We start from the raw sequence: 14,175 nt of genomic DNA, 5'->3' as shown, positions 1-14,175 counted from the left end.
GGGTTAGAGACCTTTATCAAACAATTTCAAAAACGAGCGCTATCGCGGTGTCGACCGTTAACACTTCGCCCGCGTCGAACAGTTTGGGCAGCTCGTCGTCGCCGATGTTCTGCGAGAGCTGCTCGACGGGCCCCGAAAACCACGGAAGGATTCCCTGATAGCGCGGCGCGCTGTGCTCGTCGCGGTAGCGATTGGAGAATGCATAGATCTGTGCGGCTTTTTCCCAGTGGCCCAGGGTCGCCGCGATGATGAACCACGTATCGAAGTACCACGCGATCCAACGCGGAACGGGGTCTTGCGAGAGCTCTTCGTAGGCTTCGTGCATGCAGTCGATCGCGCCGACTTCGTCGCGAAGCAGCAAGCGAAAATGCGCGATGTTGGTGAGCTGCCATCCGGCTAGCGCGTGGTTGTCCGATTCGCGAAAAAGCTCCAGCGCTTCGGCCGCGTATCCTTCGGCTTTGCCGGGACTGCCCTCGAGCCGGCAAATTTCGCCGAGGTTACCGAGAACGTTGCCCAGCCCGCGACTGTCGCCCACAGCGCGCAAAATCGGTGCGGCTAAATCGTACAGATGACGCGCTTGGTCAACGTCGGCGTCGATGTCGAGCGCGACGACCGCAAGTCCGAGCATGCCTCGCGCCACGCCTTCGCGATCGCCGATCTTTTCGAAGAGGTCGCGCGAGGTCCGAAACTCGCGCTGCGCCGCCGGACCGTCGCTGCGCTGATAGAAAGCGACGCCGGAGAAGTAACGCCCCCAAGCCACGCCGCGCGCGTCCTGCGTGCGCTCGCTCAGTTGGATCATTTGACGCGCGAGATCTGCGAGCGCTAAATAATCAGCGGCGATTGACGCTGCGGTCGCTGCTTCGTGCAGCTCGCGAACTTCCGGAGCGTCGGGCACGTCACTTCTGCTCTAAGTGTCCGCCGAACTCATAGCGCATCGCCGACAAGAGCTTGTTCTGAAACTCCGCTTCACCACGCGAGCTGAATCGCGCGAAGAGTGCCGAGCTGAGCACCGGAACGGGAACAGCCTCGTCGATCGCCGCTTTGATCGTCCAGCGGCCCTCGCCCGAATCCGAAACGCGCCCCTCGAACTTGGCCAGCTGCGGATCTTCCGTCAATGCAGTCGCCGTCAAATCCAAAAGCCACGATGCGACGACGCTCCCGCGCCGCCAAACTTCGGTGACGTCGGTAAGATTCAGATCGTATTGATAGTGCTCGGGATCGCGCAGCGGCGTCGTCTCCGCGTTATACTCTTGCTTCTGCTTCCCGATGTTGGCCGATTTCAGGACGCCAAGTCCTTCGGCGTAAGCTGCCATGATGCCGTACTCGATGCCGTTGTGCACCATCTTCACGAAGTGACCGGCACCGCTCGGGCCGCAGTGCAGATATCCCATCTCGGCCGTGCCGCCGAGTTTGTCGCGTCCGGGCGTGCGATCGATCGACCCGCGTCCGGGAGCCAGCGTCGAAAAGATCGGATCGAGCCGTTTGACCGCCGCGTCCGGACCACCGATCATCATGCAGTAACCGCGGTCGAGTCCCCACACGCCGCCGCTCGTACCGACGTCGAGATAATCGATGCCATTCGGAAGGAGGGTCTGCGCGCGACGGATATCGTCGATGTAATACGAGTTGCCGCCGTCGATGAGCGCGTCGCCTTTTGTCAATAGCGGCGACAGTTCGGCGATCGCGCTGTCGACCACACCCGCCGGCACCATTAGCCACGTGGCCCGCGGCTGCGTCAGCTTCGAAACGAAGTCGGCGGTCGAGCTCGCGCCCGTCGCGCCTTCCTCGGCTAGCGCTTTCACGGCGCTCGCATCGCGGTCGTACACGACGCAGGTATGTCCGGCGCGCATCAAGCGGCGCACCATGTTGGCGCCCATGCGCCCTAATCCGATCATTCCGAGCTGCATGCTTCGGTAATCGGCTAGCCTCTAGGGAAACCCTCCCTGTGCTTTGAGCGCGCGCTTTATATGCTCGACCAGGCGATCGGGATTGACCGGTTTGGTGAGAAAATCCACGACGCCCAGCTCCAGGGCCTGCTGCCGGATCGCTGGATCTTTCGCCGCGGTCAGGATGAGACACGGAATCGCGCTATGTCCCGGGAGCAGCCGGAATCGGCGGATGAAGTCGAGGCCGTCGATGTCGGGCATGCGATAATCCACCACCGCAAAACTGGGAGCGTTGGTCCGCGCCCAGTCGAGCGCCGCCTGCGGATCGGTGTAACAAACGGCGACGCAATTGTAAATCTTCGCGATCACTCGTTCGTAGAGGACCGTCGCCGCCGCATTGTCGTCGACGACGAGAATTTGCTTCTTCGGACCAGACTCAGGCACTGCGGATGCTCGCTAGCGTTCCCGAGTGGCTCGCGCCGAAGCGCTGTTTGATGGCGACGATCTCGTCGAAGCAGCGATGGAACAGCTCTATGAGTTCGGGATCGAACTGCTTTCCGCGACCCGAGTCGATGTTTTCCACGGCGGCCTCGATCGTCCACGCTTCTTTGTACGGACGCGCCGACGTCAAGGCGTCGAACACGTCGGCCAAACTGCACAGTCTTCCGCTGAGCGGAATTTCCGATCCCTTCATTCCACGCGGGTAGCCGTTCCCGTCGAACCGCTCGTGATGCGTGAGTGCAATCTCCGCCGCGAGCTGCAGCATCTCCGACGCACTCTCTTTGAGAATCTCATAGCCGGCAATCGTATGCAGTTTCATGATCTCGAACTCGTCGGGCGTCAGCGGTCCGGGTTTGAGCAGAATGCCGTCCGGCGTCGCAACCTTGCCGATGTCGTGCATCGGTGCGGCCAAGAGATACCTCCGGCTGGTCTCTTCGGGCATGCCCATGCCGCGCGCGAGCGTGGCGCAGATATGTCCGACGCGGATGACGTGCATTCCGGTGATATCGTCACGGAACTCGGCGGCGCGGGTGAGGCGTAAAATGGTTTCGATCTCGCGCGACGCGATCGCTTCGGTCGCGCGCTCGACTTCCGCTCGCAGCCACTCCGCACGATCCGCCATTTTCTTGCGGCTGCTTGCGAGTTCCAAGAGGTTGTGGACGCGCGCCTGAAACTCGACCGGATCGATCGGCTTGTTGAGAAAGTCGTTGACCCCGTTCGACAAGGCGCGATGTCGTACTTCGCGCTCGGCGTCGGCCGTAACCATCACGACCAGCGCCTCGCACGTGTGGGGATGCTGCCGAAAGCGTTCGAGAAACTCCATTCCGTCGAAGCCGGGCATGTGATAATCGACGATGGTCAAGTCGGGGACGTGATCGCGCGTCCACTCCAGGGCCTGTTGTGGATCGGTGAAAGGCGCGACGGTGACGCCCTTGATGTGACCGAGGACGCTCTTATAGACGGAAAGGTTGAGATCGGAATCGTCAACGGCGAGAACGAGCATGCTAAGACGGAACCTCCTTGTTGATCTGCCGATCGAGGGTCAGCCGCAGCCGGTCGCAGGCCGCGCCGAGACCGTCGATCGTCGCTCGGATCGTGGGCTGGCCGGCGTTGCTTTTGAGGGCGCGCTCGAGCGCTTCGGCGATTTGTGCCAGCTCCACGGCGCCGGCGTTTCCGGCGGCGCCTTTAAGCTCGTGCGCGAGTTCGATCAGCCGGTGCTCCTCCACCGTTTTGGCAATGCGCTCGCAGAGCGATTGCAGCGTGGACATCGTCAACGCGAGAAAATCGCGCTCTCCGCCCGGATCGCCGTCGAAAAGTCCCGCGAGGCGCTCGTCGTCGAACACGGGCTTGCCGGCCCTGCGCAACCACCGCTCCAACACGGCGCGTAAGCTCTCGATGCCGACGGGTTTTGCAACGTAGTCGTCCATACCGGCGGCGACGCAGTTTTCGCGATCGGTGGTGAGCGCGTTTGCGGTCATCGCGATGATGGGAACGTGCCGCCCGGTTTGCGTTTCGTACCGGCGTATCTGTCGCGTTGCTTCGAATCCGTCGAGCACAGGCATTTGGCAGTCCATGAAGATCAAATCGAAACGTTCGGTCGTCGCGCGCTCGACCGCCGCGGCGCCGTCGGGCACGACCTCGGCATCGAATCCCAGCCGCTCGAGCTGGCGCAGCGCGACCTGTTGGTTGACGGCGTTGTCTTCGGCTAACAAAATGCGCTCGTGGCTCGAAGCCATCGGCGCGTGCTGCAGTACGGACTCGGGGCTCGCCGCAGCCTTACCGAGCACGGCATTGGCGATGCTGTCGTAGAGCTGCGATTGGCGAATCGGCTTGGTGAGAAACGCGCTGAATCCGGCGGCAATCGCCTCTTTCCCCGTCGACGACGCCTGGAATGCCGTGACGAGAATGAGCTTCGTTGCGCGCAGCTCGGGATCGGCGAGGATCACCTTGCCGAGTTCGATACCGTCGCTTTCAGCCAGACGCAGGTCGACGAGCGCAACGTCGAACGGTGCCTTGCGCCGGATCGCCGACCGCAGCGAGTAGAGCGCTTCCGGACCGGTTTCCACCGTTGTGGCGTGAAGGCCCCACGACGTCACATAGCGTCCGAGAACGTCGCGCGCGATGATGTCGTCGTCGACGACCAGCGCGCGTAAGCCGTGGAGCTCTTCGCGCGGCCCGCTGCTAGCCTCGCGCGCAATGCGGAAGTTCAAGGAAAAGCTGAACGTCGAGCCTTTACCCCGCGCCGTGTCGACCCCGATCGTGCCGCCCATCGCTTCAACGAGGTGCTTCGTTATGGTCAGTCCCAAGCCGGTGCCGCCGAAACGGCGCGTCGTCGCTCCGTCGGCCTGCGTAAACGGCGTGAACAGGTGCGGCACCGTTTCGGGATCGATGCCGATACCCGTATCCGTGACCGCGAGCCGAACGCGCGCCGTCGAGCCTTCGCGTGAAATCAGATCGGCCGAGAGAACGACACCGCCTTCTTGGGTGAACTTGATGGCGTTACCGGCGAGGTTGACCAGGATTTGCCGCAGCCGCACCGGGTCGCCGAGCAGCCGCGACGGAATCGCCGGGTCTACGTACGTCATCAGCGAGATGCCTTTGGCGCTAGCCTGCATGCTCAGCAGATTGCCGACGGTTTCGATCTTGCGCAAAAGATCGATCTCAACCATTTCGAGTTCGATCTTGCCCGCCTCGATCTTCGAAAAATCCAGAATGTCGTTGATGATGCCCAGCAGCGCGTGCGCCGATTCGCTCGCTGTCGTCGCGCACTCGCGCTGCTCTTTGTTGAGCGGCGTGTCGAGAAGCAGCTCGGTCATGCCGATGATGCCGTTCATCGGCGTGCGAATCTCGTGGCTCATCGTGGCAACGAACTCGCTCTTGAGGCGCGATGCCTCGACCGCCTGCGCGAGCGCCTCCCGGACGGTGCGTTCCGATTGCCGCCGCTGCGTGATGTCTCGGACGACGCTCACCACCACGTGCTCGCCGTTGAGGATCGCGCTCTGCATTGCGATCTCGACTGGAAACGGCGTACCGTCTTTGCGGCGGTGCTCGGTTTCGATGAGCGCATTGAAAGGGCCGTCCCGCGGAATATCTTCTTCGATCCGAGTGGCCGCTTCAGCCGTACGCAGGTCGCGAGCGTTCATTCCGACCAGCTCGTCGAGCGGGTACCCGTACATCTCTGCCGCGGCGCGATTAGCTTCCAGAATGCAGGCGTCGCTTCGGCGAATGAAAGCCATGGCGTCGCGCGCCTGCTCCGCGAGGAGGCGGTAGCGTACGAGCGCGTCATTGCGCTCCTTCACTTGCGCCGCCATATCGTGCAGCGTGTGCGAAACGTTTGCGATCTCGTCGCCTCCGGCGATTTCCTCGCTGACGTCCCCTCGTTCGCCGAACGCCTTGGCTTGCGCTATGAGATGCTGGAGCCGCAGTGAAATCCGCCGGCCGAACGTTAGCACCAAAACGATCGTAACGACGACGCCGCCGAGTGCCACAGCGAGCAGCGCGACGTCGAGGGCCAGCCACAAAGCTTTCGCGCTCGACCGGCGTTGGGCGCGAAGCGCGTTTTCACGCACCTCAAAGTTTCGGACGGCCGCTTGAAACGCATCGACGACGCCTTCCGTTTTTGGATGGGCGATCGCGCCGGCCACTTGCTGCTTGTAGACGGCGTCGCGGTCGCCGTGCTCCAGCTTGACCATGAGCGTGCGCACGGCGTCGGCATCTTGTTGGGCAAATGTCGCGAAACCGGCCGCGATCTTCGACTGCTCGGGATTGTCGCGTACCAGTCCTTGCAGTTTGCGCGCGTCGGGGACGAGCTTGGGATTGAGCGTCTCGTACCCTTGCCTCGACGCGGGACTGCCCGTAAAAATGAATTGGCGCACGTAAGTCTGATCTTGCGCGATGTCGTTCTGCAGCAGATGAAGCTGGTCGAGAACGTCGTCGGAATGCTGGGCCCACGCGTCGGCCGCACGCGTATCGGACAGCAAAACGCCGAGCAAAGCTACCACTATGAGAAGGAAGGCCAGTGGTATCACGCTCAGCCCCAAGAGCGAGAACCGTATCGACATGGTTATTCGGCCATCTGTCGCAGGTCGTAGCGTCGATGAACTTTATAATACCGCATGACCGCCTGCTCGTGATTGCGAACGGTCAGCGTAGAAATGCCGAGCTCGGCGGCAATTTCCGTACCCGTTTTACCTTGACGCATCAAGCGAAAGACTTCGCGTTGCCGCGGTGAGAGCGGCCGGACGGTCTTGCGGCGGGCGGATTTGCCGGGAAGCAGTCGTTGCAGCGGGCTGTTGGGATAGTAACCCAACCACTCTTCGGCGCGCGCGTGCCAGTCGACGTCGTGCGTTGCAGAATACAGCAGTACTGCCAGACGTCCCGCGCGCCAGGCGTAGCCGATACGCGCGAAGATCTCATAGGCGCGTTCGGCTTCGCGGATCGCGCGCTTGCGTTTGCTGTCGTAGAACGTGAATGCCGCCGCTTCGCTCAAAAACGCGTCGAATCGCTCGCCGTGCGCGAACGCCCATCGCGGGTCGATCCCGCCCCGCAAGCGAGCTGCCAGTTCGAAAAAGCGCCGCGCATGTAAGCTATCGTTGAGCTCGGCGGCCACCTGCGCCGCGTACGGAAGCACCAGCAGCGTTTCGTCCTTGACCGTCTTCCAATCGATGCTATCCAGAATGCCGACGGCGACCGTAAACTCCGACGACGCCGTCACGCGTTCGTTAGCAAAAATCGCGATCGACGCGCGATCGAGCAGCGCATATGCCCGCCGAATGCCGTCGCCGGTGTGGAGCGTCGCCTCCAAAAGATAGCGCATCGCGTCGAGATACGCACCGCTGAGCGCGCGTTTCCACCCGATCCCCCGCAGAATGTGAAAACGCCACATCTCGAGGTCCGGCGGCCACGGCAACTGTTGCTCGAGCTCCTCGATGTATTCGTGTCCTTGCCACGGCAGCTCGCGCAGAAGTAACGCCATGACAAACGCCACCGAAGCCAGTAAGTACACTTCCTCAGGCGCTTCGGCGCGGAGTATGCGCGCCGCAGCGTCGGAAAACTCCAGATGTTTGGCGACGTCACCCGCTCCCGCGGCGGCAAATCCGCGTAGAATGAGATAGCGCGCACGCAGCACCGGATCTTTGGGAGCGTGCGTGCTCAGCCACGCGTCGACTGCGCGGAAGTCATGGCGCCAATACGCCGCCACCGCTACGTAGTAGAGCGATGCCGACAGTTCGCGCCCTTGCAGATCTTCAATATCCAGCGGCGACTCATCGGGTAATCCTTGGCCCGCTTGCGCCGCCTTTACCATCGTATGCGCGAGCGATCGCACCGCAGGGTCGTCGGTGGCCGCCGCGGCCGCGCGTGCCGCGCGTTCGGCATCGACGTACTCGCTGAAGTGAAAGTGAACGCGAACCCGCTCGAGCAGTGCGCTGGGCGTCGTGACCTCGGCCAGCGCCGTCCGCGCCTCGGCGAACCTTCCGGCACGAAGAAGCTCGGCGACGTCTACCGTAGCCGCGTTATCCTCCATGCATAGACCGTTCACGCTCGAGCGGGTTCGTCCCTAGTTAACTAGCTACTAGCGGGGAGCACGCCGCCCCCGTCCATTGGGTGCATGACGGGCGCCTTCACGTGGACCGCGCCCTGGTGAGATGCCGGATGGGGGCCGAAAAGCGCGAAAAGCAAGGCTAAAATCGAGAGGGACATGCGAGAATCTCCTTCATCAGACGAGGCCGGCGCGAAGTGGCCGGCATCTAGGCCCTTGGCCCTGCCCGGGTGGTTCGCCATATAGTTAGAGTTGACTACCGGTACATAAGTCTGGTTTGATGGGAGTACTCCAGGCCTCAGGGGGCCACGGGCTCCGCTCGGAAGCGAAGACCGACGGCTCTTAGAACCCCGTGACCCCCATCGTTTCCCGGCGCTACGCGCATGGTGCCTGAGGCGCCGACGCCAGTCTAAGCAATGCGCGGATACAATTCGGATACGCGATTTTAAGCGCGCGTTATGAAACTACGCCGACTCTTCGATTTCATCGAACGCGAAGGTAAAGAGCCGCGCGCGAGCTCGTCGATCGAGCGTCAACGCATCGGCAATGCGCAGTAAAAGGCGCAAGGACGTCCTCGGCGCGCCCGGATTTTCGAGTCTTGCGTACCAGGTGCGGCTCACGCCAATGGCCTCGGCAAGTTCTTCTTGCGTGACCGGCCGCCCGATGCGGGCCGGCAGTCGGCGGGTGCGACCGAGGTGGGTCGTTTCTGCGGGGATCTGCTTTCGACGACTTCGTAGGAAGCCGGCTAGGTCGCCCGGCTTCCTCCGCTCGGGAAGGCTTTCGGACCTAGTGAACATATTGTATACTATAGCGTACAAAGTACACTATCGTCAAACTTCTGTGCACTATAGTGAACGAAATCGAACAAACAATCGGTCGCCGCGTCCGTCAGCTCCGGCAGAGCGCCCGGCTCACCTTGCGCGATTTGGCGCGGCGCTCCGGCGTCTCCGCGGCGATGATCTCCGAGGTGGAGCGCGGCGCCAAGTCGCCGACCATCACGTTACTCTCGGCCGTCGCCGCGGCACTGGGCGTCTCGATGGCGCGCTTGGTCCAAGCCGATTCGCCGCCGAAAGCCATCACCGTCATGCGCGGAATCGATCATCGGCGCATTAGCATTGGCCAGGGTGCTGAAGCCAAATATCTTGCTCCGCACGTCGAGGCAAGCAAAGTGACGTTCGTCTACGGCGAGATGCAGCACGGTGCCGAGTCCGATCTCATCTCGTCGCATGGCGCCGGGTCGATCGAGCGCACGTACGTCGTGCACGGTTCGCTCGAGTTAACCGTTGGCTCTGAAACCGCCGTCATAGACGCCGGCGACTCGTGCACCTACGCCGGCGACCGCCCGCATCGGCTGGCCAACGTCGGCGACGGCGTGGTCGCCTGGTTTAACGTGATCGAACGGATGTGAATCGCTACTTTACAGACGCGGTTGGGACCCTATGGCATCGTTGTGATTCATGTACGATGCCCCGCGATTCAAGCCGCGCGTTCTGGAAGATCTCCTCAAAAGCCAGACGCCCGTCATAGCGCTCGTTGCTCCCGCGGGCTTCGGGAAGTCGGAGCTCGCGCGCGCGTTCGCGCGGCGCTTCGATCGACCGGTCGTATTGCACGGGCGCAAAGACATCGGCGCCGCGGAACTCCTGGCGGATCTTCCGGAGCCCGCCGATTGCGTCGTGCTCGAGTCGGCCGAACAACTCGACGACGACGTGTGGAAAGAGGTCATCGAGCTGCTGCTGGAGACTCGCGAGGAAGGCGGCGCCATCGTCATCTGTACCCGGCGCGAGCCGCTGCAATTTTCGTTCATCGACGTCGTTGCGCCGCACAATCTCATCGTCTTGCGAACCTCCGAACTCGAGCTCACCTTCGACGAGCTGCTCGCGTGGGCGCCTTCCAACGCGCAAAGCGGCAACGCCGCGCTCGTCGCCATTTACTACCTCACCCGCGGCTGGCCCGTTCCCTCGCTGGCGATGTTGAAGCTCATCGAACGCGGACTCTTCAGCGAGTCGTTCTCGGTCAAGGATCCCGCCCTTACCGATCTCTTCAACTGGCTCGAGTCGCACGTCATCGAAACGCTGTCGCCGGAGATCCGCGACGCCGTCTTTCGCGCTGTCGCCGCGCGCGATATGACGCCGAAAGATTTCGATCGTCGTATCGCTCAGCAGTCCGTCCTCGGTATCGCCGGTGAGATCCGCGTGCGACGGCTGCTCGCGTTACTCGTCACGACGCGCTATCGCCCTGAGCTCGAGCATTATACACGCGAGGCTGTAGAGCGGTTCATGGGCCAGGGCGAACCCTTGCGCGCGGCGCGCGCGCTGATCGTTGCCGGCGATTTAGCCGCGGCGGCGCGCGTTCTCGACGAGATGCCCTTTGACGAAACCCAGAATCTCAGTGGCTTTGCGTACCCCGGCATGGAGCTCGAACACTTCTCGGGCTCCGTCCCGGAATACGAGCGATACCCGTTACTGTGGCTGCAGCTCATCCCGGCCCGCTTTTTCGTCGTTCCGTCGCTGCGCCTGGCACGTGAAGGCGCGCGTATCCTGGAGCGTCACGATCATCTGCCCGAACGAACCTGGCGATGGATCGCTTCGGTCACGGCGATGCTTTTTGTCGAAGCCGGCGACGTGCCGGCGGCGGAGATGTACGCCCCGCCGCTCAACGAAATCGACGCGTCACCGGCTGAAGATGCCGCGCTGCGCGATCTCGCGCATATGTACCTGGCCTCGGCCTACGGCCGCTATCGGGAAGTGCAGAACCGCTGGCTGTCGGCCTCGCGCTTTCTCAATGCCGTGCCGTCGTGGTACGCGCTGCATTTGCGCGCCGCGCTCAACGCGCAAATCCGGTTGGGAACGATGCCCGGCGTTCAAGAGATTCACGACATGTTCAACACCTTAGCGCACTTGGGTGCCTACCAAGGGTACGCCGCGTACGGCGCGATGATGGCGACCTTCGTTGCGTGGCTCGCCAAGGATCGCGAGGCGTTCACTCGCCATCGCCGCGAGTTTGCGCATCTGGCGCATCTCTATGCGGTGCCTGCGCTCTGGCCGTTGCTCGGCGCAATGTGGGGTCGCGACTTCTCCAATGGCAAGCCGTCACTCGTGCTCGATTCCCGTTCCGCTATCGTGCTCGCGGCCGAAACGCAGGACCCGCAGCACGTCCTCGATTACGCCCGGCGCGCGATCGTCGCCGCCGACGGAAGCGGCGATTACGCGCTGCGCATTCTCTCACGCGTCTTTGCTTACGAGCGCGGCGTACCGAATGGATCGGCAATCCTCAAAGAGGCTGCGGAAATGTCGGCGGCGTCGGATTCGCCCGCGATTCGTACCGCGATGTTGGCCTATCTCGCCGGCGGGCGCGAAGTGGGCATGCTGCGGCCGTTCGTCGAGCGTACGCCCGTCGTTACCAACGAGGAACGCATTCTCTGGTCGAAGGGAGCCAAACTCACGATCGACGTGGCTCGCGGCGACGTGCGCCGAAACGGCAATTTCGTGCGGGTCTCCGAAGGCACGCGCCAGCTCCTCGTACTGCTCGCGCTCATCGGCCCGGTTCGTCGCGATGCGGTCATCGACCGGTTGTGGCCCGATTTAGACGGCGATCGCGCGATCAACGCATTGAAGGTGTGCGTGCACCGCGCGCGCATGCAGCTTCACGATGCCGGTGCCATCGTCGTCTCGCAAAGCGTCATCGCCCTTGGCCAAGGCATAACGTCGAACTACGCGGAGATCCTCGAGTTGGCCGCCACGAGCGACCCGCTCAATGACGCGCTGAGCTCGCACCTCGCCGACACCTTAGCAGCGCTCGTGGCCGGCTTAACGTCGCAATGGGCGCCGTGGGAGTGGTTCGTGCCATACCGCAACCGGCTGGTCGAGGCAATGCACGCCATCGGCGCGCGCCTCATCGATCACGAGCTCGCCCACGGCCGCAAACAAGCTGCCTCGCACGTGGCGAGCGCCATAGCCGGCATAAACCCATCGCCGTCATCGTAAGCTTGTGTCATCCCGAGCGTAGCGCCGAAGGCGCGAAGTCGTACGATCGCGCTACGGTCGTAACGTCAATGTCGAGCGCGTTGTCGCCGCAACGGCAGGAGCGCTAAACGGAAGCGGCTCCATTGCGCCCGCGACCCAGGCGCCCGACTCGTCCAGATAGTGCGCCGAGCCCGGTCTGCCCGACTCACCGCTGGGAATCGCGATGCCCCCCGCATCCCAGTCACCCACATCCCACACGGCACGGAAACTCTGCGCGAAACCGGGCTCCTGCAAGCGGATCGTGTACTCGTCGCCTGCGCCCGGAAACGTCGATCCGTTGAGAAATCCGAAATGCAAGGGTGCCAGCGGATGCTCGACGTTGACCGCGCCCGCGCGTCCCCACGACTCCTTGACGCTGCCCGCGTCAAAGAGCTCGCCGGCAAGATCGGCACCGAGATTCGAGTTCGCGTCGCCGCTGCGCAAGGTCTCCAGCGCGGCGTACAACGACGGCGCGGTCTCCTGCGCTCCGATTCGCACCGAGTGCACGACCGTCGCCAAACGCGAGCCCGACGAAAACGATCCGTTCCACGCGCGCAACGCGTTTACTAACTCGCGGTTACCGGTCGCGGCGGCGAACTCACTAAGGCGCCGCGCGAACTCGCGGTCGATCGGCGAAACCTCGTCGAGCTGCATCCTCTCAAAATACGCGACGTCATAGATGCTGCGCGCGTGCAGCAGCGCGGCGATGCGATACGCTCGATACGGCGGATCGAAGAACGGTGCGAGCCGGTACGGATAGCCGGTCCCGTACATTTTATTGTTGGCCGTGACGATCGCCGCGTCGCGGCGCGGCACGAGCGACGGCAATCGGGCGAATGCGATCGGTGCGAGCGGTGTGGCGCGATCGCGCGCCGCGTGGACGTAGCGCCCCCAGGCGGGATCGTCGACGACCGTACCGGCGAGGTGGTACGCGACCGCGCCGCTCGTATCGGCGAGCACGAAGTTCTCCGCCGGTCCGGTGTAGCGCGCCAACACCCGTTCGGCATTGACGGCGCCGCGCGCCCGGTCGAGGGCTAAAAACGTCGCGATCGGATTGGTTCCATAGAGGTGCGCGCAACGCACAAGCACGAGCCGGTTACCGTCGTACGAATCTGCTGAACCGAAAAACTCGCCGTTGCGATAAAACGCCCGCGTCAGGGGCGAACCGAATCGCACGGCAAATCGCTCGGTATGCCATCCGTTTCGCGGCAGTTTGCCCGCCGCGTAAACGCTGGTGCTTGCCACGTCGGCGTTGGTCGCGCCCCACGCCAGGCGCTCGTTATGGCCCAGCGCGACGCCGGGCGCGCCGGGAATCGCCGCACCGGCAACGTGAATCCCCGGCGCGCGCAAATCGACGACGTACCATAACCCCGGAATCGTCAGCTCCAAATGGATCGTTGGCCAGCAGCGCGCGACCGCCGGCAGCACGCGCCGCCCCCACCGCCCACGCATTACTCCCGATCCGCGGTCTTTGACGAAATGCGGAGCTTCCAATTTTGTCATCCTGAGCGTAGCGAGCGTCAGCGAGCGAAGTCGAAGGGCGAAGGGCAGGCGCATCCAGCGTTCCCGCGAGCGACACATCGTATCGTGGATCGCTCAACGGATACCGCTGTGCGAACACCGCGGGGCCGTAGTGACGCCACGCGTCGTTGCGTTCGAGCACGTCGTGATAGGAATCGCCCAGCGCGATCGATACGGCGAGCGCGACCGAGAGCGAATCCGTAACGGTCCAAGGGCGCGGCCGATAAAGCAGCAGGCGGAACTCGACGGGAAGCGGCTGCCGTTCCATGGCCGCATTGACGCCGTTCGCAAATGCCTGCAGATCGGCGCGATCGCGTGCATCCATGCGACGCCACTGCGCCGCCGCGATCTCGCGCACGCCGTAAGCGCGCTGCTCCTCGTCGATCGCCAGAGCTTTCGCACCGAGCACCTCGGTCAGCGTCCCGAGCGCGTAGCGCCGCGTCAGCTCCATCTGAAACAGCCGGTCGGTGGCTTCGGCAAAGCCCTGCGCGAAAAACAGGTCGCGTTCCGACGATGCGGTGATGTGCGGAACGTCGCGCGCGTCGCGCGCAATCGTTACCGGCGCATCGAGCGACGGAACGGCGATCGTTCCGGCATCGTGCGTCGCGCCCCAGAATCCCGCCGCGACGTACGTGCCGTACGCAAACCCCAGCGCGACGACGACACCCGAAAGCGCCGCCGTCTGCCGCAACAGACGAATCAGAACCGCGTCAAACGTCGAGACGTG

General features: G+C 63.2%; 9 protein-coding genes. 2 read left to right on the top strand and 7 right to left on the bottom strand.

Annotated elements, in window-relative coordinates; all coding sequences use genetic code 11:
- Nucleotides 1-16 precede the first annotated feature (16 nt).
- The 6 genes from VGG89_01780 to VGG89_01755 all read right to left on the bottom strand — a co-directional run bounded on the left by VGG89_01780 (nt 17) and on the right by VGG89_01755 (nt 7,911).
- A complete protein-coding gene (locus tag VGG89_01780) occupies nt 17-895 on the bottom strand; it encodes a tetratricopeptide repeat protein (protein HEY1975261.1) in 879 nt (292 codons plus the stop codon).
- Between the two features lies 1 nt (nt 896).
- Nucleotides 897-1,907, bottom strand: coding sequence for a decarboxylating 6-phosphogluconate dehydrogenase (gene gnd / locus VGG89_01775; protein HEY1975260.1), 1,011 nt, complete (start codon nt 1,905-1,907; stop codon nt 897-899).
- A 21-nt stretch (nt 1,908-1,928) separates the two neighbouring features.
- Nucleotides 1,929-2,330 carry a response regulator gene (locus VGG89_01770; protein ID HEY1975259.1) on the bottom strand — a complete coding sequence of 134 codons (402 nt, stop codon included), beginning with the start codon at nt 2,328-2,330 and terminating at the stop codon, nt 1,929-1,931.
- Nucleotides 2,323-3,390 (bottom strand): HD domain-containing phosphohydrolase, encoded by a 1,068-nt coding sequence (locus VGG89_01765; GenBank protein HEY1975258.1) that lies wholly within the window; start codon nt 3,388-3,390, stop codon nt 2,323-2,325. The genes VGG89_01770 and VGG89_01765 overlap by 8 nt, the downstream gene beginning before the upstream one ends.
- A 1-nt stretch (nt 3,391) precedes the next feature.
- Nucleotides 3,392-6,388: a response regulator gene (locus VGG89_01760; protein ID HEY1975257.1), complete on the bottom strand. Its 2,997-nt coding sequence runs from the start codon at nt 6,386-6,388 to the stop codon at nt 3,392-3,394.
- A 62-nt stretch (nt 6,389-6,450) separates the two neighbouring features.
- A complete protein-coding gene (locus tag VGG89_01755; protein HEY1975256.1) occupies nt 6,451-7,911 on the bottom strand; it encodes a LuxR C-terminal-related transcriptional regulator in 1,461 nt (486 codons plus the stop codon).
- A gap of 865 nt (nt 7,912-8,776) precedes the next feature.
- Between VGG89_01755 and VGG89_01750 the strand changes: the two genes are divergently transcribed.
- Both VGG89_01750 and VGG89_01745 read left to right on the top strand, forming a co-directional pair.
- Nucleotides 8,777-9,334, top strand: a complete 558-nt coding sequence (locus VGG89_01750) for an XRE family transcriptional regulator (GenBank protein ID HEY1975255.1) — start codon at nt 8,777-8,779, stop codon at nt 9,332-9,334.
- Between the two features lie 49 nt (nt 9,335-9,383).
- The gene (locus VGG89_01745; protein ID HEY1975254.1) at nt 9,384-11,909 is read left to right on the top strand and encodes a hypothetical protein; all 2,526 of its coding nucleotides are present in this window, start codon (nt 9,384-9,386) and stop codon (nt 11,907-11,909) included.
- Nucleotides 11,910-11,960: 51 nt separating this feature from the next.
- Here VGG89_01745 and VGG89_01740 read toward each other — a convergent pair whose 3' ends face one another.
- Complete coding sequence (locus tag VGG89_01740; protein HEY1975253.1) at nt 11,961-13,355, bottom strand: penicillin acylase family protein; 1,395 nt, start codon at nt 13,353-13,355, stop codon at nt 11,961-11,963.
- Between the last annotated feature and the right edge of the window lie 820 nt (nt 13,356-14,175).

It is taken from the genome of Candidatus Baltobacteraceae bacterium (assembly GCA_036488875.1).
Taxonomy (GTDB): Bacteria; Vulcanimicrobiota; Vulcanimicrobiia; order Vulcanimicrobiales; family Vulcanimicrobiaceae; genus JAFAHZ01.
Note: the sequence above shows the minus strand (reverse complement) of the source record. Positions and strands in the feature narration are given on the sequence as shown.

What these genes read in the sequence shown, in the direction of transcription:
- VGG89_01755 (HEY1975256.1), bottom strand. Translation starts at nt 7,911, where the DNA reads ATGGAGGATAACGCGGCTACGGTAGACGTCGCCGAGCTTCTTCGTGCC.
- VGG89_01765 (HEY1975258.1), bottom strand. Translation starts at nt 3,390, where the DNA reads ATGCTCGTTCTCGCCGTTGACGATTCCGATCTCAACCTTTCCGTCTAT.
- gnd (HEY1975260.1), bottom strand. Translation starts at nt 1,907, where the DNA reads ATGCAGCTCGGAATGATCGGATTAGGGCGCATGGGCGCCAACATGGTG.
- VGG89_01745 (HEY1975254.1), top strand. Translation starts at nt 9,384, where the DNA reads ATGTACGATGCCCCGCGATTCAAGCCGCGCGTTCTGGAAGATCTCCTC.